16 protein-coding genes are annotated in these 18,330 nt (G+C 70.8%); 9 read left to right on the forward strand and 7 right to left on the reverse strand.

Annotated features, from left to right (window positions below):
- Positions 1–115: 115 nt before the first annotated feature.
- Together KIK05_RS24960 and KIK05_RS24965 are read left to right on the forward strand one after the other, a co-directional pair.
- Complete coding sequence (locus KIK05_RS24960; RefSeq protein WP_214413246.1) at positions 116–2,665, forward strand: ATP-dependent Clp protease ATP-binding subunit; 2,550 nt, start codon at positions 116–118, stop codon at positions 2,663–2,665.
- A gap of 367 nt (positions 2,666–3,032) precedes the next feature.
- The gene (locus tag KIK05_RS24965) at positions 3,033–3,977 is read left to right on the forward strand and encodes a sugar phosphate isomerase/epimerase family protein (protein ID WP_214413247.1); all 945 of its coding nucleotides are present in this window, start codon (positions 3,033–3,035) and stop codon (positions 3,975–3,977) included.
- A 64-nt stretch (positions 3,978–4,041) separates the two neighbouring features.
- Here the strand turns inward: KIK05_RS24965 and KIK05_RS24970 are convergent, their stop codons facing one another.
- Entirely contained in the window at positions 4,042–4,908 is an 867-nt protein-coding gene (locus KIK05_RS24970; protein ID WP_308250101.1) for an iron-sulfur binding domain-containing protein, read from the reverse strand.
- Between the two features lie 258 nt (positions 4,909–5,166).
- On the opposite strand from KIK05_RS24970, the gene KIK05_RS24975 reads away from it, so the two are divergent.
- Positions 5,167–6,483, forward strand: coding sequence for a sensor histidine kinase (locus tag KIK05_RS24975; protein WP_214413248.1), 1,317 nt, complete (start codon positions 5,167–5,169; stop codon positions 6,481–6,483).
- A gap of 3 nt (positions 6,484–6,486) precedes the next feature.
- Here the strand turns inward: KIK05_RS24975 and KIK05_RS24980 are convergent, their stop codons facing one another.
- Positions 6,487–7,170 carry a response regulator transcription factor gene (locus KIK05_RS24980; RefSeq protein WP_214413249.1) on the reverse strand — a complete coding sequence of 228 codons (684 nt, stop codon included), beginning with the start codon at positions 7,168–7,170 and terminating at the stop codon, positions 6,487–6,489.
- Between the two features lie 140 nt (positions 7,171–7,310).
- Here KIK05_RS24980 and KIK05_RS24985 point away from each other — a divergent pair, with 140 nt between their 5' ends.
- Complete coding sequence (locus KIK05_RS24985) at positions 7,311–7,961, forward strand: hypothetical protein (protein WP_214413250.1); 651 nt, start codon at positions 7,311–7,313, stop codon at positions 7,959–7,961.
- A gap of 15 nt (positions 7,962–7,976) precedes the next feature.
- On the opposite strand, the gene disA is transcribed toward KIK05_RS24985, so the two are convergent.
- The 5 genes from disA to KIK05_RS25010 all read right to left on the reverse strand — a co-directional run bounded on the left by disA (position 7,977) and on the right by KIK05_RS25010 (position 12,246).
- Positions 7,977–9,065, reverse strand: a complete 1,089-nt coding sequence (gene disA / locus KIK05_RS24990; protein WP_214413251.1) for a DNA integrity scanning diadenylate cyclase DisA — start codon at positions 9,063–9,065, stop codon at positions 7,977–7,979.
- Between the two features lie 87 nt (positions 9,066–9,152).
- Entirely contained in the window at positions 9,153–10,586 is a 1,434-nt protein-coding gene (gene radA / locus KIK05_RS24995) for a DNA repair protein RadA (protein ID WP_214413252.1), read from the reverse strand.
- Positions 10,587–10,655: 69 nt separating this feature from the next.
- A complete protein-coding gene (gene trxA, locus KIK05_RS25000) occupies positions 10,656–10,970 on the reverse strand; it encodes a thioredoxin (RefSeq protein ID WP_214413253.1) in 315 nt (104 codons plus the stop codon).
- Complete coding sequence (locus tag KIK05_RS25005) at positions 10,967–11,341, reverse strand: MerR family transcriptional regulator (RefSeq protein WP_214413254.1); 375 nt, start codon at positions 11,339–11,341, stop codon at positions 10,967–10,969. Before KIK05_RS25005 ends, trxA begins: the two co-directional genes overlap by 4 nt.
- Positions 11,342–11,547: 206 nt before the next feature.
- Positions 11,548–12,246, reverse strand: a complete 699-nt coding sequence (locus KIK05_RS25010) for a class I SAM-dependent methyltransferase (protein WP_214413255.1) — start codon at positions 12,244–12,246, stop codon at positions 11,548–11,550.
- 107 nt (positions 12,247–12,353) lie between these two features.
- Between KIK05_RS25010 and KIK05_RS25015 the strand changes: the two genes are divergently transcribed.
- From KIK05_RS25015 to KIK05_RS25035, 5 genes are all read left to right on the forward strand, one after another.
- Positions 12,354–13,169 (forward strand): sugar phosphate isomerase/epimerase family protein, encoded by an 816-nt coding sequence (locus tag KIK05_RS25015; protein ID WP_214413256.1) that lies wholly within the window; start codon positions 12,354–12,356, stop codon positions 13,167–13,169.
- Positions 13,166–13,798, forward strand: a complete 633-nt coding sequence (locus KIK05_RS25020; protein WP_214413257.1) for a TetR/AcrR family transcriptional regulator — start codon at positions 13,166–13,168, stop codon at positions 13,796–13,798. The genes KIK05_RS25015 and KIK05_RS25020 overlap by 4 nt, the downstream gene beginning before the upstream one ends.
- A gap of 283 nt (positions 13,799–14,081) precedes the next feature.
- Positions 14,082–16,214 (forward strand): (Fe-S)-binding protein, encoded by a 2,133-nt coding sequence (locus KIK05_RS25025; RefSeq protein WP_308250102.1) that lies wholly within the window; start codon positions 14,082–14,084, stop codon positions 16,212–16,214.
- A 175-nt stretch (positions 16,215–16,389) separates the two neighbouring features.
- Positions 16,390–17,187, forward strand: a complete 798-nt coding sequence (locus KIK05_RS25030) for a hypothetical protein (RefSeq protein ID WP_214413258.1) — start codon at positions 16,390–16,392, stop codon at positions 17,185–17,187.
- Entirely contained in the window at positions 17,184–18,284 is a 1,101-nt protein-coding gene (locus KIK05_RS25035) for a glycosyltransferase (protein WP_214413259.1), read from the forward strand. The genes KIK05_RS25030 and KIK05_RS25035 overlap by 4 nt, the downstream gene beginning before the upstream one ends.
- Positions 18,285–18,330: the final 46 nt, after the last annotated feature.

Consider the following 18,330-nt stretch of genomic DNA (forward strand, 5'->3'; position numbering starts at 1 on the left):
GCCCTGCTCCCGGGGAACGTCTCCCGTATAGAGCGGTCGCCGGTCGGGGCTAGCATGCGGATGCGGCGGGCCCGGATATCCCGAGCTGCCTGACCGCTCTGTGAGGAGCGACGAGATGTTCGAAAGGTTCACTGACCGCGCACGGCGGGTTGTCGTCCTGGCCCAAGAAGAGGCCCGGATGCTCAACCACAACTACATCGGCACTGAGCACATTCTTCTTGGCTTGATCCATGAGGGTGAAGGCGTTGCCGCCAAGGCTCTTGAGAGCCTCGGCATCAGTCTTGAGGGTGTGCGCCAGCAGGTCGAGGAGATCATCGGCCAGGGCCAGTCGGCGCCGTCGGGGCACATTCCCTTCACCCCGCGCGCCAAGAAGGTCCTTGAGCTGTCGCTCCGCGAAGCCTTGCAGCTGGGTCACAACTACATCGGCACCGAGCACATCCTGCTCGGCCTCATCCGTGAGGGCGAGGGCGTGGCCGCCCAGGTGCTGGTGAAGCTTGGCGCCGATCTCAACAGAGTGCGCCAGCAGGTCATCCAGTTGCTCCACGGCTACCAGGGCAAGGAGCCGGCGGCGGCTGGAGGCCCGCAGGAGTCCGCGCCGTCCACCTCTCTTGTGCTCGACCAGTTCGGCCGCAATCTGACCCAGGCCGCGCGTGAGGGCAAGCTCGACCCGGTGATCGGGCGCGACAAGGAGATCGAGCGGGTCATGCAGGTCCTGTCCCGCAGGACCAAGAACAACCCCGTTCTGGTCGGCGAGCCCGGCGTGGGCAAGACGGCCGTGGTGGAGGGCCTGTCCCAGAAGATCGTCAAGGGCGAGGTGCCCGAGACGCTCAAGGACAAGCAGCTCTACACCCTCGACCTCGGCGCGCTGGTCGCCGGCTCCCGCTACCGCGGCGACTTCGAGGAGCGCCTGAAGAAGGTCCTCAAGGAGATCCGCACGCGCGGCGACATCATCCTGTTCATCGACGAGCTTCACACGCTGGTCGGTGCGGGTGCCGCCGAGGGCGCGATCGACGCCGCCAGCATCCTCAAGCCGATGCTGGCCCGGGGCGAGCTGCAGACCATCGGCGCGACCACGCTCGACGAGTACCGCAAGCACCTGGAGAAGGACGCCGCGCTCGAGCGCCGGTTCCAGCCCATCCAGGTCGCCGAGCCGTCCCTCAGCCACACGATCGAGATCCTCAAGGGCCTGCGTGACCGCTACGAGGCCCACCACCGGGTGACGATCACCGACGCCGCCCTCGTGGCCGCCGCGCAGCTGGCCGACCGCTACATCAGCGACCGGTTCCTGCCCGACAAGGCGATCGACCTCATCGACGAGGCCGGCTCGCGCATGCGTATCCGCCGCATGACCGCGCCGCCGGATCTCCGCGAGTTCGACGAGAAGATCGCCCAGGTCCGCCGCGACAAGGAGTCCGCGATCGACGCGCAGGACTTCGAGAAGGCCGCGGCGCTGCGCGACCAGGAGAAGCAGCTCCAGCTCAAGCGCGACCGGCGCGAGAAGGAGTGGAAGGCCGGCGACATGGACGTCGTGGCCGAGGTCACCGAGGAGCTCATCGCCGAGGTCCTCGCGACGGCCACCGGCATCCCGGTCTTCAAGCTCACCGAGGAGGAGTCCCAGCGGCTGCTCCGCATGGAGGACGAGCTCCACAAGCGCATCATCGGCCAGGACGACGCCATCAAGGGCCTGTCCCGGGCGATCCGCCGCACGCGTGCGGGCCTGAAGGACCCGCGCCGTCCGGGTGGTTCGTTCATCTTCGCCGGCCCGTCCGGTGTCGGTAAGACCGAGCTGTCCAAGGCGCTGGCCGAGTTCCTGTTCGGGGACGAGGACGCGCTGATCATGCTCGACATGTCCGAGTTCATGGAGAAGCACACCGTCTCGCGGCTGTTCGGCTCCCCGCCCGGCTACGTCGGGTACGAAGAGGGCGGCCAGCTGACCGAGAAGGTGCGGCGCAAGCCGTTCTCCGTGGTCCTGTTCGACGAGATCGAGAAGGCCCACCCCGACATCTTCAACTCGCTGCTGCAGATCCTGGAGGACGGTCGCCTGACCGACGCCCAGGGTCGGGTGGTCGACTTCAAGAACACCGTCATCATCATGACGACCAACCTCGGCACCCGCGACATCTCCAAGGGCATCGGGGTCGGGTTCGCCAAGAACAACGACGTCGAGGGCAACTACGACCGCATGAAGGCGAAGGTCCAGGAGGAGCTCAAGCAGCACTTCCGGCCCGAGTTCCTCAACCGTGTCGACGACATCGTGGTCTTCCACCAGCTGACCCCGGTCGAGATCATCCAGATCGTCGACCTGATGCTCAGCCAGGTGGACGCCCGCCTGAAGGACCGCGACATGGGCCTGGAGCTGACGCAGGAGGCCAAGCAGCTGCTGGCCGACCGCGGCTACGACCCGGTGCTCGGCGCGCGTCCGCTGCGTCGCACGATCCAGCGTGAGCTGGAGGACACCCTGTCCGAGAAGATCCTGTACGGAGACCTCCGTCCGGGTCAGGTCGTCAAGGTGAGCACCGAGGGCGAGGGCGAGAACGCCAAGTTCGTCTTCAACGGCGAGCAGAGGTCGCAGTCCGACATCCCGGACTCCGCGGCGGCCATCGCCGAGCCGGCGAGCAGCCGCGCCGGCGCCTCCGCCGGCCCGGCGGACCACGGCCACGCGTAGGTCCGATCGCCAGGCACAGTTCGAAAAAGCCCCCCGTGAGACACATCTCACGGGGGGCTTTCGTATTTCGTGAGATCGCTTTGGCCCGATTCGCTATGACACCACCGAAGGTAGTACTACACTCCGTAGAGCGAATCGGGCCAAGCATCGCCCGCCAGGCTTACAAGATCCGCCGAGTGCGGTGAGCGTCCCGAGATCCCCCGGCTGGAGTAGTGGAGGATCAACTGCCGGGGTGACGCGTGAGCCGGGCACCACGGGCAGACTCGGGCGGGCCAGGCCGGATTCCCGGCAGAGACGGCATCCGCACCCCGCGCGGCAGGCCGGCGGCGACGAGGTCTGAAAACGCGATCAAGCTGGGAGGCACCCAATGCGCCTGTGTCACGAGGACGGCACGCTCGTTCACCTGTCCTACAACGCGGGCGTGCATCCCGCGGAGGATCTCGAGAACCTCATCGCGCACCTGACCCGTTACGCCGTGCCCGTTCGCAAGAGGCTCGGCGTCGACCGGCTCGGCATCGGCCTGTATCTTGCTCCGTCGGTCGCCGACCACCTCATGGCCGACCGCATCGAGCTGGTACGGCTGCGCCGCTCGCTGGAGGAGCGCGGCCTGGAGGTCGTCAGCCTGAACGGCGCGGGCGGCCGGGGCGTGGCGCAGGACACCCCCGGGCCCGACTGGGCCAAGCCCGAGCGCTACCGCTACACCATGGCCCTGGCGAAGATCCTCGCCTTCCTGCTGCCGGAGGACGTCCGGTTCGGCAGCATCTCCACCATCCCCATCGGCTGGCGGCGCGACTGGCCCGCCGACCTGCACACCATCGCGTCCCGGCGGCTCGACCGGCTCTCGCGCGAGCTGCGCGGCCTGCACAGCGTCACCGGCAAGACCATCAGGGTCGGGTTCCAGCCCTGGCCGGGCTGCGTGCTGGAGACCACCGAGCAGGCGGTGGAGCGCGTGTGCGGCATCGACTCGGAGTACCTCGGGGTCTGCCTCGACGCCTGCCACCTGACCTGCGGCGTCGAGGAGCCCGGTGCCGCGCTGCGCGACGTGGCGGCGGCCGGTGCCTCGGTGGTCAAGCTCGGTCACGTGCACAACCACACCGGCGAGGCCCCGGCCACCGAGTCCATCCTGGAGAACACCCTGGCCGCCATCCTGGCGGGGCCGGAGAACGGCGGCGCCCACATCGAGGTCGAGACCCATGGCCTCGCCACTCCGGCGAAGGGCAAGGGCCCGGCGGCGCTCGTGGCCGCGCTCGCCGAACAGCTCGACTGGACCCGCCGGAACCTCACCGCCATGGGCCTGAAGCTCGCCGCCTGACGCCCGCCGCCCCTGCCCCGGCAGGGGTCATAGGGGCTCCAGCGGGCGTGATAGCAGTAATAGCTCAGCCCGGCAGACTGTAGGCGCCTTCGCCGACGACCTCAGCGAGGCCGTCGGCGACGAGGCCGTCGAGGGCGCGCTCCCGTTGCACCGGATCGGCCCAGACCGCGTCGAGCGCGGCCTTGGGCACCGGGCCGTGGGCGTCCCTGAGGACCGCGAGGAGCCGCCCCCGGCACTGCCGGTCGGTGCCGTCGTAGCTCTGCCCCCGCCGCTGTGGCCCTTCGTAGGCGGGACGGCCCGCCAGGCGCCAGGCGCAGAGGTCGGCCACGGGGCAGTCGGCGCAGCGGGGAGCCCTGGCCGTGCAGACCAGCGCCCCGAGCTCCATGACGGCGACCGCCCACAGCGGGGCGGACAGGGTGGGGAGCAGCGACTCGGCGAGCTTCCGCTCGGCCGCCGTGGTGGCCTTGGGCGGGTACTGCTCTCCGCGCACCGTCCGCGCGAGGACGCGCCGTACGTTCGTGTCGAGCACGGCGTGGCTGCGCCCGAAGGCGAAGCTGGCCACGGCCGCCGCGGTGTAGTCGCCGATGCCGGGGAGCTCGCGCAGCCGGTCGTAGGAGTCGGGAACCTCCCCGCCGTGGCCGGAGACGATCGCCCGGGCGCACGCGTGCAGGTTGAGGGCCCGTCGTGGATAGCCGAGGCGGCCCCAGTGGCGTACGGCCTCGCCGGGAGGCTCGGCGGCCAGGGACGCGGGCGTCGACCAGCGTTCCATCCATTCGGTCCAGACCGGGAGGACGCGGGCCACGGGGGTCTGCTGGAGCATGATCTCGCTGACCAGGATCGCCCAGGGGCTCGCGCCGGGACGCCGCCAGGGCAGGTCTCTGGCGTTGACGGCGTACCAGTCGAGGATGGGGGCGTGTAGTCCGGTTCCCACGACGTCGAGCCTAGATGCCGCTCCCGACGCTCGGCGCCCATCGATACCGGCATGCTCATAGGTCCCGTAGGCCGCGGAACGAGCTCCGCGCCTGGCAGGGCCGGCGCCGTACCGTGAAGGCCTTCGGATACGTAGTCTGTGGTGTCGCGATTGCCGTCATGCTGGGCACGCTAGACCGGGGCCCGTGAGCAGGCCGTCAACCCTTGGTTATCGCGACTCTTACCTTGCTCATGATCTTCGCGTTCGGGGGGTGGGCCGATGAGGGGTTCCGCGGGGGAGCCTCGCGGTACGCCGCTGCGCCTGCGGGTGCTCGCGGCGATCGTCGGCGTCGCGGCGCTGGCCGTGGGGCTGTTCGCGGTGCCGCTCGCGCTGTCGGTGGAGCGGCTGTACCACGACGACACCGCGGCGGCGCTGGCCCGCGACGCCACGTGGATCGCCGCCGCGCTGCCGGAGAACGTCACCGCCATGGGGACGAGGCCGGTCTCGCTGCCCAAGGGCCTGCCCTCCGGGCTGCACATGGGCGTCTACTCCAATGACGGGAGGCTGCTGTTCGGCGACGGCCCCCGCCACTCGCGGCTCGCCGTCCAGACGCAGGACGGCCACGTGCACGAGGTGGTGGAGTACGGCCACCTGGCCGTCTCCGCGCCCATTCCCGCCGACGAGAAGGTCAACGGCGTGGTGCGGGTGGCCACGCCGTACGCGGAGGTGTCCGAGCGGGTCCACCAGGCGTGGCTCGTCATGGGCGGCCTGGCCGCGGTCGTCATCACCCTGGCCGTCGCGCTCGCGCTGCGGCAGTCGAGCAGGCTGGCCGCGCCCCTGGAGCACCTCACCCGGGCCGCCCAGGCCCTCGGCGCCGGTGACTTCTCCATCCGGGCGCCCCGTTCGGACGTTCGTGAGGCCGATGTGGCGGGGCTCGCCCTGGAGTCCACCGCCCGGCGGCTCGGCGAGGTGCTCGAACGCGAGAGGGCCTTCAGCGCCGACGTCTCCCACCAGCTCCGCACCCGCCTCACCGGCATGCTGCTGGGCCTGGAGTCGGCGCTCGCCCGCCCCGAGGGGCAGCGGGAGGAGGCGATCCGGACGGCCCTCGCCCGGGGCGAGCAACTGCACACCGTCATCGAGGACCTGCTGAAGCTCTCCCGGGACGCCGGGGCGCGGGACCAGCGCGTGGAGCCGGCGGCGTTCCTCGACGAGATCAGGGGGGAGTGGCAGAACGCGCCGGCCCTGGCGGGGCGGGGCCTGGCGGTGAACCTGCCCGACGACCTGCCGCCGGTCGCCGTCTCCCCGGCGGCGCTGCGGCAGATCCTCCAGGTGCTGCTCGACAACGCCGCCGCGCACGGAAAGGGCCTGGTGAGCATCGACGTGGCCGACCTCGGCGACGGCGTGGCGATCGAGGTGTCCGACCAGGGCGACGGCATCCCCGAGGGAGTCGACGTCTTCGCCCGCCGCTCGGAGGGCAGCAAGGGGCACGGCATCGGCCTGGCGCTGGCGCGGTCCCTGGCGGAGGCCGAGGGGGGCAGGCTCGTGCTGCGCAGGCCCGCCCCACCGGTGTTCAGCCTCCTGCTCCCCACGGCCTGAGCGCTAGACCTCGATCTCATAGCGGTAGCCGCGCCCGCGCAACGTGGTGATGCGCCGGGGATCCTCGCCGTGCTCGGTGAGCTTGCGGCGCAGGGCGAAGACGTGCACGTCGAGGGTCTTGGTGGGGCCGAACCAGTTGGCGTCCCACACGTCGTCCATCAGCTGCTCGCGCGTCACCACCTCGCCGGCGCGGGACGCCAGCGCCGCGAGCAGGTCGAACTCCTTGGGCCGGAGGGCGAGCTCCTCGCCCCCGATGTAGGCGCGCCGCGCCGGCAGGTCGAGGCGCAGCAGGCCGACGGAAAGGGTGCGCTCGTCGTGCGGGGGCGCCTGGCGGCGCAGGTGGGCACGCAGCCGGGCGAGCAGCTCGGTGAGCCGGAACGGCTTGGTGAGGTAGTCGTCGGCACCCGCGTCGAGCGCGACCACCACCTCGAACTCCTGCGTACGGGCGGTCAGCACCACGATCACGGTGTACGGCAGGGCCGCGCGCAGCCGCCGGCACAGCGCCACGCCGTCGATGTCGGGAAGCCCGAGATCGAGCAGGACGAGGTCGGGAGCCCGCAGGCGGGCCTGTTCGAGAGCCTGCTCGCCCGACGTCGCGAGGCTCACGTCGTAGCGGTTGCCGGTCAGCGCCTCCACCAGCTCCGAACCGATGGCCGGGTCGTCCTCCACGACCAGCACTCGCGTCATGCCTCGATGGTAGGCGAGCCGGCGTCCGGCCGGGCGATTGAGGGAAAGGTCCTGGTATGCCGCCACCGAGGTGAGCAGCGGGTTCTCTCGGTTCGGCGGGTCGACACGCCCGGTGAGCCACGACTCTCCATACTGAGCGTATGGATCCGGACACGTTCCGTGGCGACATCGGCGTCGAGGGGCCCGACGTCTACTGGCGCCGCAGGGTCTCGGTGCTCACCGGGGCTCTCGTCGTCGTGGCCGTGGTCGCATGGGCCTGCACGAGCGCGTCGGGAGGGTCCGACGATCCGCCGGATGGGCGGCCCAAGCAGGAGTCGCTCACCCAGGCCTCTCCGCCCTCGCCCCCGGCGCGCGGAGCGGCCCAGGCGCCCGCGCCGGTGCCCGACCGGGCACGCAACCCCGGCGAGCCGTGTGGGTACGGCGACCTGGTGCTCAGCCTCCACGGCGACTCCGAGGTCTACTCGGGCGGGCGACGGCCGAGGTTCATGCTCAGCCTGGTCAACATCGGGCAGGTGGAGTGCGCGCTCGACATCGGCCCGAGGGCCGTGGAGATGCGCATCACCTCCGGCGACGACCGCGTCTGGTCGACCGCCGACTGCGTGAGCGGCGACCACACCGAGATGCGTCGCCTACGGCGCGGAATCCCCGAAGTGAAGATCATCAGCTGGGACCGTCACCGGTCGGCGCCCGACTGCCGCGCCGCCCGCCCCCTCGCGCGCCCCGGGACGTACGTCGCCGCCGCCCGTCTCGGCTCCCTCACCAGCACCAAGGTGGTCTTCCACCTGCACTGACCGCGCGGGCGGGGCTCAGACGTATCTTTCGAGGATCGAGGCCTCGGCGAGGCGGGAGAGGCCCTCGCGCACGCTGCGCGCCCGCGACTCGCCCACACCCCCGACCGACTGGAGGTCGTCGGTGCTGGCCGCCAGGAGCTTCTGCAGGCCGCCGAAATGGTCGACGAGCCGGTCGACGACGGTTCCGGGGAGGCGGGGCACCTTGGCGAGCAACCGGAACCCACGGGGGCTCACAGGCGCTTCCAGGGCCTCGGTGCCGGCGTGACCGAGCACGTGGGCGACGGCCGTGAGGTCGAGCAGGTCGCCGGGGGACAGCCGGTCGAGCTCGCCCAGCGACTCCGCCACCTTGCGCGGCCGGCGCCCCGCCCCGGCCGGGAGGTAGTCGCGCATGATGAGATCGCGGTCTTCCTCGACCCCGCCCACCAGCTCGGTGAGCTGCAGGGAGAGCAGCCGGCCGTCGGTGCCGAGCTCGACGACGTAGTCCTCGATCTCGCTGGAGATGCGCCGCACCATCTCGAGCCGCTGCACCACGACCGCGACGTCGCGGACGGTGACGAGATCTTCGATCTCTAGCGCCGAGAGCGTGCCCGACACCTCGTCGAGGCGCAGTTTGTAGCGTTCGAGGGTGGCCAGCGCCTGGTTGGCCTTGGACAGGATCGCCGCGGACTCCTCCAGGACGTAACGGACGCCGTCGAGGTAGAGCGCGATGATGCGCATCGACTTGCTGATCGAGATCACCGGGAAGCGGGTCTGCCGCGCGACCCGCTGGGCGGTGCGGTGCCGGGTGCCGGACTCGTTGGTCGGGATGCCGGAGTCGGGCACGAGGTGGACGGCGGCGCGCACGATCTTGTTGGCGGCGGCGTCGAGCACGATGGCGCCGTCCATCTTGGCGAGCTCGCGCAGGCGTGTGGCGGAGAACTCGACGTCGAGCGTGAACCCGCCCGTGCAGACGTCTTCCACCGTGTCGTCGTAGCCCAGGACGATCAGGGCGCCGGTGTGCCCACGCAGAATGCGCTCCAGGCCGTCACGCAACTCGGTGCCCGGAGCGAGCGCGGCAAGGGTGGATCGGCGCCGATCGTCGATCCCCTTGGTGTTGTTAGCCACTTGGCCCCCGCTGGTCGCTAATCGGCGCCCAGTTTACCGGCGATGGGCGGCCCGGAACCGGACGACGTTCGGTTGCGGGAAACATCGTCAGGTCACGTGGGTCAGGGCGTCCCAGACGTTCTCGGCCTCGGTGACGTCGAAGCCCTGGGAGAAGGCGGTGGTGCGGATCGGGTTGCGGGCCACCGGGACCGGCTGGAGGGCGTCGCGCCCCTCGGCGCGCGCCAGGGCCGCGGCGTCCTGCTCGAGGGAGCCGGCGGGGATCAGCGCGTGGGTGAAGCCGAGCCGAGCCGCCTCGGCGACCCGCCGCCGGATGTCCCGGACAGGCCGCAACTCGCCGGCGAGGCCCACCTCGCCGAGCACGACGAGGCCCGGGGGCAGCGGGCGGTCGCCCGCCGCGCTCGCCACGGCGAGCATCACCGCGAGGTCGACCGCGGGGTCGTTGAGCCGGATGCCGCCCACGGTGGCGGTGAAGACGTCGCACCCGCTCAGGCGGGCGTTGAGCCGGCGCTCCAGCACGGCGAGGATCATCGTCACGCGGAACGGGTCGAGGCCCGAGGAGGACCGGCGGGGCTGCTGGGCCTCCGTCGGCCCCACCAGCGCCTGCACCTCGGCGGGGAGCGGGCGGGTGCCCTCGACCGTGACCGTCACGCAGGTGCCGGGCACCGGCTCGGAACGGCGCGACACGAACAGCCCGCTCGGATCGGGCAGCCCCTGGATGCCCTGCTCGTTGAGGTCGAAGCAGCCCACCTCGTCGGTGGGGCCGAAGCGGTTCTTGATGCACCTGACCATGCGCAGCCGGGAGTGGCGGTCGCCCTCGAAGTGGAGCACGACGTCGACCAGGTGTTCCAGCACGCGCGGGCCGGCGATGGAGCCGTCCTTGGTGACGTGGCCGACCAGGACGGTCGACATGCCGCGCTCCTTGGCCAGGCGCACGAGGTTGCCGGTGACCTCGCGCACCTGGGTGACGCCGCCGGGCACGCCCGTGGCCTGCGCGGAGCCGATGGTCTGGACGGAGTCGACGATGAGCAGGCGCGGCTGGACCTTCTCGACGTGGCTGACCAGGGCCGAAAGGTCGGTCTCGGCGGCGAGGTAGAGCTGGTCGCGGATGGCGCCGATGCGGTCGGCGCGCATGCGGACCTGGGCGGCGGACTCCTCGCCGGTGACGTAGAGCACGGTCTCGTGCCGGGCGATGCTCGCGGCGGCCTCCAGCAGCAGCGTGGACTTGCCGATGCCCGGCTCGCCGGCGAGCAGCACGACCGCGCCCGGCACGAGCCCGCCCCCCAGCACCCGGTCGAGCTCGCCGACGCCCGTGGTGCGTGCCTGGGCGAACTCGGCCTGCACCTGGCCGATCGGCACCGCGGGGGCGCTGACGGCACCGCCCTGGACGACGTGGACGCCGGCGCGGGCGCCTTCCTCGTCGACCGTGCCCCATGCCTGGCACTCGCCGCAGCGGCCCACCCACTTGGTGGTGCGCCACCCGCACTCGGTGCAGCGGTAACCGGGCTTCTGCGTCTTGCTCATGCGGGGCACGTTATCGGCCCGGGCCGACAAACTTCAGCGGGCCGGCCCTGGCCTGCTTCCCGCGCGTACCTAGAAGGCCCCGTCGAGAGCGGCCAGCAGCTGGCGCTTGGGCTTGGCGCCGATGATCTGGCGGACCACCTCGCCGTCCCGGTAGAGGTTCATGGTGGGGAAGCCGAGCACGTCGTAGCGGGAGGCGATCTCGGGGTAATCGTCGGCGTTGATCTTGGCCACCGTGAGCCGGTCGCCGTACTCCTTCGCGATCTCCTCGAGGATGGGTGCCACCATGCGGCACGGCGGGCACCAGTCGGTCCAGAAGTCGACCAGCACGGGCTTGTCGCTCTTGAGGACCTGGTCGTCGAAGTTCTCGGCCGTCAGCGTGATCATGTGGTTCCTCTCATTCTCAGCACGGGGCACGCCTCGGCGAGCTGCGCCGCCACCTCGGCCCTGCGGCCCAGGAGTGTGCGGATCTGGTCGTCGATCTCGGCGAGCTTGCGCCGGTAGACCTCGACGGATTCGGGGCAGGCGTTCCCGGCGTGGTTGCCGGCCCGCAGGCACTCGACGAACGGCCGGGCGTCCTCGAGGGTGAACCCGACCGTGAGCAGCGACCGGATCTCGGCCACCAGCTTGAGGTCGGACTCGTCGTATTCGCGGTAGCCGTTGACCGACCGCCGGGCGGCAAGGAGCCCCTGCTGCTCGTAGTAGCGCAGCGCCCGGGTGCTCACCCCTGCTCGTCTGGCCAGTTCTCCGATCCGCATCGGCCCCTCCCTGATATGGCCTCACGCTAAGCCTTGACGTCAACGTCAAGGTCAAGCCGATGAGTCCCGCCGGCACGGCTCGTGCGGAAAACAGGCCTAGACCCATTTTCCGCACATCGCCCTCATCGACCGGGGCTGATCACTCATAGCGCCGGACCGCATACACCGCCTGACCGCGGAGATTCGGGCTCGTGCGGAAAACAGGCCTAGAAGAAGCGCCAGCGCAGGACGTTGGGGTAGTCGAGTTCCAGGCCGGGGGTCTGGGCGACGGCCTCCTCCGCGACGTCGGGGGCGAACTCGATGCGCAGCACGGCCTCCAGGTCGGCACGGGAGGAGAACACCATGCGCAGGTCGAGCTCCCGCCGCTGCCATCCCTGCCGTGACCAGAAGGCCTCCACGGCGGAGGCGGAGTAGGCGGGGACCGTGCGCTGGAACCAGGAGCCGAACGCGCCGCGGGTGGCGTCGAGGTCGATCACGAACGCCGCGCCGCCCCGCCGTACGACCCGGGCGAGCTCGCGCAGGCCGGGCTCGCAGCCAGGGCCGAAGAAGTACGCCCAGCGGGCCACCGCGACGTCGACCGAGGCGTCGGGGACGGGCAGGGCCTGCGCGGTGGCGGTGCGCACCGCCACCGAACGCAGCCCGCGGCAGCGGCGGGCGGCGAGGGCGGCCAGGTCGGAGTGGGGTTCGACGCCGATCACCTTGCTCGCCGTGGCGGCGAACGTGGGCAGGTGGAAGCCGGTGCCGCAGCCGATGTCGAGGACGACGCCCCCGGTCCAGGGCCGGATGGCGGACATCGCCGCGTCCGCGACGCCGTCGGGGTCGACGGCCTGGTTCTCCAGCTCGTAGACCCCCGGTGAGTTCCAGATGTTCGGACTGGGGATGGCCCCCTCCGCGATCCGCGCCATGGAAGACACGCTAGACCAGGCCCGACGCGGCCACGCCGGGCTGTGATCTGCGTTGCATCCGGGTTGCGGAGCGCGACCTTGCCGTATCCCGGCTTAGGCTGGCAGATGTGACCGACGTCATCCGAGTGCCGAACGCCAAGATCGCATTGTCCACCGCGTCGGTGTATCCGGAGCGCACTCCGGATGCCTTCGAGCTGGCCGCGCGCCTGGGTTACGACGGCGTCGAGGTCATGGTCGGCGCCGATCCGGTGAGCCAGGACATCGACGTGCTCGAGCGGCTCATCGACCACTACCAACTGCCGGTGCTCGCCGTGCACGCGCCCTGCCTGCTCGTCACGCAGCGGGTGTGGGGCCGCGACCCGTGGGCCAAGCTGGTCAAGGCGCAGAAGGCCGCCGAGCGGCTCGGCGCGCGCACGGTGGTGGTGCACCCGCCGTTCCGCTGGCAGCGCGACTACGCCCGCGACTTCGAGAACGGCCTCGCCCGCATGCAGGACGAGACCGACGTCGTGTTCGCGGTGGAGAACATGTTCCCCCTGCGCGCCCGTGGCGCCGAGGTGGTGCCGTACTCCCCCGGGTGGGACCCTGTCGACCAGGACTTCCCCCAGGTGACGCTCGACCTGTCCCACACGGCCGTGTCCGGCTCCGACGCCCTGGCGATGGCCGAGAAGCTCGGCGACCGACTCGCCCACGTCCACCTGGCCGACGGCATCGGCACCACCAACAAGGACGAGCACCTCGTGCCCGGCAGGGGCAACCAGCCGTGCGCCCGCATCCTGGAGCGCCTCGCCACCGCCGGGTACGGCGGCCTCATCGTGCTCGAGATCAACACGCGCAAGGCCTCCGGGCGCACCGAGCGCATCGACGACCTGGCCGAGGGTCTCGCCTTCGCCCGGCTGCACTTCGCCGCGTCCTCCACGGCATGACCACCGGCGCGGCCGCCAGGGGCGGTGTGGAAGGGGGTGGCGCCACGGCCGAGAGGCGGCGTCCCGGCCGTCGTCCGGGTACGGCCGACACCCGCGGCGAGATCGTCGCCGCCGCCCGCAAGATCTTCGCGGAGAAGGGCTTCGACAAGGCCACCATCCGGGGCATCGCCCGCGAGGCCGGGGTCGACCCCGCCCTCGTCCACCACTACTTCGACACCAAAGAGGGCATCTTCGTCGCCGCGCTGCAGCTGCCGGTCGACCCGACCACCGCTGTGCCGCTCATCCTGCAGGGGCCGCGCGAGGAGATCGGCGAGCGGCTGGTCCGGTTCGTCCTCACTCTGACCTCCGACCCGCAGGCCCGCGAGCCGGTCATGGCGCTGATGCGCAGCGCGATGACCAACGACCAGATCGTCGCGATGATGCGTGAGTTCATCACCGGCGCCGTGCTGAACCGCGTGGTGGAGGCCCTCGGCATCCGGCCGGTCCGCATGGAGGTCGCCTTCGCGCAGATGATCGGCGTGATCCTGATGAGATACGTCCTGCGCCTGGAGCCGCTGGCGTCGGTCGACCTCGACGAGCTCGTGGAGCTCCTGGCCCCCACCATCCAGCGCTACCTCGACGGCGACTGAGCGCGAGGGGCCGCCCCCTCGGGGAGGCTTCGAGCCCGCCGAGCGGAGCGAGGCCGTCGGCAGGGGCGCCCCTCGCCCCGCCGAGCGGAGGCGAGACCATGAGCAGGGCGACAAGCACTGCTTTTTCCCAGAGCATCGTTCTAGCATCGGTCGGAACGACGATGCGGCATGCCGCTTACCGCCGGTAAGTTACCGGCCGGTACCATGCGTAGTGGTCTTGCCGTCACCGTGGATGACCCTGCGTGCCCGCGCCGGGCAGCCAACGCCATAGTTTGGAGGACCCGTGCTCCTTGTAGCGATCATCGGGCTCTTGATGACCGCCGCGGCGGTCGCGCTAGCGGGTCGCCGCGCGCGCTTCCTCTATCGGCTCGCCACCAGCGGCCAGCCCGCGCCCGAGCGTGTGACCTACGCCAGGGAGAACGTCGGCACCGAGCTGAAGGCGCAGCTCGTCGAGGTGTTCGCCCAGAAGAAGCTGCTGAAGTGGACCCCCTCGGGTGCTGCCCACTTCGTGGTGTTCTGGGCGTTCGTGATCCTCGCGTCCGTCTACCTCGAGGCGTACGGCTCGCTGATCCAGGGCGCGATCACCGGCACGCCCGACTTCCACATCCCGCTCATCGGCACCTGGCCCGTCCTCGGATTCCTCCAGGATTTGATCGCGGTGGCCTGCCTCGCCGGACTGGTGTCCTTCGCGGTGATCCGGCTGAAGAACTCGCCGAAGAAGCTCGGCCGCAAGTCGCGTTTCGCGGGTTCCCACCTCGGCGGCGCGTGGCTGATCCTCTTCATGATCTTCAACGTCATCTGGACGCTGTTCCTGTTCCGCGGCGCGGCGATCAACACCGGCAACTTCCCCTACCGCTCCGGGGCCTTCGCCTCCGAGGCGGTCGCCAAGATCCTGCCCACCAGCGAGGTCCTGGAGGCCGTGGGCCTGCTGCTGCACATCGGCGTCATGCTGGTGTTCCTGGTGATCGTGGTGAACTCCAAGCACCTGCACATCTTCACCGCGCCGCTGAACGTCATGTTCTCGCGCCGCCCGGACGGCCTCGGCGCCGCTCCCGAGATGCGCAGCAACGGCAAGGCCCTCGACTTCGAGGAGGCCGACCCCGACACCGACGTCTTCGGCCGGGGCAAGCTGGAGGACACCACCTGGAAGGGCTTCCTCGACTTCTACACCTGCACCGAGTGCGGCCGGTGCCAGTCGCAGTGCCCCGCCTGGAACACCGACAAGCCGCTGTCGCCCAAGATGCTCATCCTCGACCAGCGCGACCACGCCTTCGCGATCGCGCCGTACCTGCTCGCCACCGAGGAGGAGCGCGAGAAGCTGCCCGAGGACGTCCTGGCCCTGGCCGGCAAGCCTCTGGTCGGCGAGGACGGCGTCATCCACCCCGACGTGCTGTGGTCGTGCACCAACTGCGGCGCCTGCGTCGAGCAGTGCCCGGTCGACATCGAGCACATCGACCACATCATCGACATGCGCCGCTACCAGGTCATGATCGAGTCGAACTTCCCGTCCGAGGCGGGCGTCATGCTCAAGAACCTCGAGAACAAGGGCAACCCCTGGGGCATGTCCGAGATGAAGCGGGCCGAGTGGATCGAGGAGCTCGCCTCCCGCGAGGTCGACCCGATCGAGGTCCAGGTCATCGACGAGAAGGCTCCGGACGACCTGGAGTACCTCTTCTGGGTCGGCTGCGCCGGCGCCCTGGAGGACCGCGCCAAGAAGACCACCAAGGCGGTCGCCGAGCTGCTGCACATCGCCGGGGTGAAGTTCGGGGTGCTCGGGCCGATGGAGGCGTGCACCGGAGACCCGGCGCGCCGCCTGGGCATGGAGTTCCTGTTCAACATGCTCGCCCAGCAGAACATCGAGACGCTCAACGAGGCCGGGGTCAAGAAGATCGTCGCCACCTGCCCCCACTGCTTCAACACCCTCGCCAACGAATATCCGCAGCTCGGCGGCATGTTCGAGGTCGTGCACCACACCCAGCTGCTCGCCAAGCTGGTCGAGGAGGGCAGGCTCACTCCGATCACCCCGATCGAGGAGAAGATCACCTACCACGACCCGTGCTTCCTGGGACGCCACAACAAGGTGTACGCCCAGCCGCGCGACATCATGGCCAAGGTGCCGGGCGTGCAGACCCAGGAGATGCACCGCTGCAAGGACCGCGGCTTCTGCTGTGGCGCGGGCGGCGCGCGCATGTGGATGGAGGAGCGCATCGGCAAGCGCATCAACACCGAGCGCGTGGACGAGGCCCTCACCACCGACCCGGACACCGTGTCCACCGCCTGCCCGTTCTGCCTGGTGATGCTCGGTGACGCGATCAACGAGAAGAAGAACAGCGGCCAGGCCAAGGAGTCGCTGGAGGTCGTCGACGTCGCCCAGTTGCTCATCACCTCCGTGAAGGGCCAGCCGGTCAAGGCCTGACGAGGAACGTCCTCGTTGTCCCCTCGCTCCGCCCGGCGGGGCGAGGGGCGCGGCGCCCCTCACGAATCCACATGGATGGGCGTCCTGATAGCACAGACCCGAAAACCTTTCTCCACATAACGGAGAAATCACGGTAACCTCAACGTCGCGGCTCAATCGACGGGGAGGGGGCGCGGTGCGCGTTGTCGTTACCGATGCCGAAGTCACGTTGGCCGATGTCCTCTCGCTCCGCCTCACCATCGAGGAACCCCTCGCCGAGGGCACGCGGCTGATCCTCCGGCAGCGGGGCACCGGCGTCGAGTGCGGGGTGACGCTCGGCACGTCCGGGGCCGAGGTGCGCGAGGCCTCGCTGGCGGTGTCGCTGGCACCGCTGGGGCTGAGCCCGGGCAGGTGGGACGCCCACCTCGAACACCAGGGCCGGCGCGTCCGCATCCACAGCGTGGACCCCGGATTCTCCCTCGACCGGCTCGACGCCTACGCGCTCAGCCGGCGCACCCTCGCCTACCGCGCCTACCGCACCCTCAACGGATACCTCGCCGTCAAGATCTCCGAGGCCGGCCCGGTGGCGGACGTGCGCGCGGTGTGGTTCCGCGAAGGACGCTTCGAGGTGACGGGCCTGCTGGCCTACACGGGCTTCTCCGACGACGACTCCCAGCACACCGCCCGGCTCGCCCTCCGGCGCGCCGGAGGCCCGGAGACGGCGGTGACGGCGACGGCCACCGTGAAGGGCGTGCGCTTCCACGCGGCCCTCTCCCTGTGCGACGTGATCGCCGCCACCCCCGAGTACGAAGGGCTCTGGGAGCCGTCCCTGGAGGTCGACGGGCTGGAGGCGCCGCTGCCCCTCGGGGCGCGCCTGGACGACGTCGACGGCAAGCGCCGCCGCGTGCACTACCCCGACACCGAGGTGGACGGGGTGCCCGTGCGCCCCTGCTACACCGTGGACGACGAGCTCCGTCTCGAGGTGGGCGGATGAAGATCTGTTTTCTGGTCCCCTCGGCGTACGGCATGCGGGGCGACACCAGCGCCGTGCTCAACCTCGCCACCGAGCTGGCCTCCCGGCACACGGTGGAGGTCGTCAGCGTCAAGCGGGTGCGTGAGAGCCCGTTCTTCCCGGTGGACCCGCGCGTCTCGCTGCGCTGGCTCGTCGACGCGCGGCCCGGCGTACGGCACCTGCTGCCGCGCGGTCAGATGCGCACCGAGATGGCGCTGTGGCGTATGCTGCGGGGCCTTCGCTGCGACGCGCTGGTGACCACCAGGCCGGGCCTGAGCGTCCAGGCCGCCCGGCACGTGCCCCGCGAGACGGTGCGCGTCGCGCGCGAGTGGAGCCGTCCGGCGGTGCCCGGGCCGGTGGGCCGCTTCTACCCGAAGCTGGACGCGGTGGTCGCCTCGACGGAGACGACCCGGGAGGAGTTCGAGCGGCTCCTGGGCGAGTCCGGCGGCCCTCCGGTGGAGGTCGTCCCCGACGCCCTCCCGCCGGGCCTGTGGCCCCGCTCGCGCATGGACAACCGCATCGTCTCGGCCGGCGGCCGGTTACTCCCCGGCAAGGCGTTCGACCTGCTCATCCGGGCCTTCGCCATCGTGGCCGACAAGCGTCCCGACTGGCGGCTGCGCCTGTACGGCGGCGGGCCCGAGGAGAAGCGCCTGCGGGCGCTGGTGGGGCAGCTGAACCTCCACAACAACGTGTACTTCATGGGCACCACTCCCGACCTGCGCGGCGAGTTCGCCAAGGCCTCGCTCGTGGCCGTGACCTCGCACGCCGAGACGCCGGGCATGACGGTGATCGAGGCGCTCGGCTGCGGCGTCCCCGTCGTCGGCTTCGAGGGCGCGCGCGGCCCCGGCGACTTCGTCACCCACGGCCGCGACAGCGTGCTGGTCCCGAGGGGCGAGGGGGAGGTGGAGGCGTACGCCGCGGCGCTGCTGGCGCTGATCGACGACGAGCGGCGCCGCATGGTGCTGGCGGCAGGGGCCCTCTCGACGGCCGCCGCGCACGCCGCCCCCGCCGTGGCCGCCCGTTGGGAGACGCTCCTCGAGTCCCTCGCGTCCAAGCCCGGGAGGAAGGGCGCGCGGTAGGCGGGACGCCTTCACGGCCGCCGTGGGTGATACCCCGAACAGGTAC

Source organism: Sphaerisporangium fuscum (assembly GCF_018531465.1).
Classification (GTDB): domain Bacteria; phylum Actinomycetota; class Actinomycetes; order Streptosporangiales; family Streptosporangiaceae; genus Sphaerisporangium; species Sphaerisporangium fuscum.

What these genes read in the sequence shown, in the direction of transcription:
- KIK05_RS24960 (WP_214413246.1), top strand. Translation starts at nt 116, where the DNA reads ATGTTCGAAAGGTTCACTGACCGCGCACGGCGGGTTGTCGTCCTGGCC.
- KIK05_RS24965 (WP_214413247.1), top strand. Translation starts at nt 3,033, where the DNA reads ATGCGCCTGTGTCACGAGGACGGCACGCTCGTTCACCTGTCCTACAAC.
- trxA (WP_214413253.1), bottom strand. Translation starts at nt 10,970, where the DNA reads ATGATCACGCTGACGGCCGAGAACTTCGACGACCAGGTCCTCAAGAGC.
- KIK05_RS25010 (WP_214413255.1), bottom strand. Translation starts at nt 12,246, where the DNA reads ATGGCGCGGATCGCGGAGGGGGCCATCCCCAGTCCGAACATCTGGAAC.
- radA (WP_214413252.1), bottom strand. Translation starts at nt 10,586, where the DNA reads ATGAGCAAGACGCAGAAGCCCGGTTACCGCTGCACCGAGTGCGGGTGG.
- KIK05_RS24985 (WP_214413250.1), top strand. Translation starts at nt 7,311, where the DNA reads ATGGATCCGGACACGTTCCGTGGCGACATCGGCGTCGAGGGGCCCGAC.
- KIK05_RS24980 (WP_214413249.1), bottom strand. Translation starts at nt 7,170, where the DNA reads ATGACGCGAGTGCTGGTCGTGGAGGACGACCCGGCCATCGGTTCGGAG.
- KIK05_RS25005 (WP_214413254.1), bottom strand. Translation starts at nt 11,341, where the DNA reads ATGCGGATCGGAGAACTGGCCAGACGAGCAGGGGTGAGCACCCGGGCG.
- KIK05_RS24975 (WP_214413248.1), top strand. Translation starts at nt 5,167, where the DNA reads ATGAGGGGTTCCGCGGGGGAGCCTCGCGGTACGCCGCTGCGCCTGCGG.
- KIK05_RS25020 (WP_214413257.1), top strand. Translation starts at nt 13,166, where the DNA reads ATGACCACCGGCGCGGCCGCCAGGGGCGGTGTGGAAGGGGGTGGCGCC.
- KIK05_RS25035 (WP_214413259.1), top strand. Translation starts at nt 17,184, where the DNA reads ATGAAGATCTGTTTTCTGGTCCCCTCGGCGTACGGCATGCGGGGCGAC.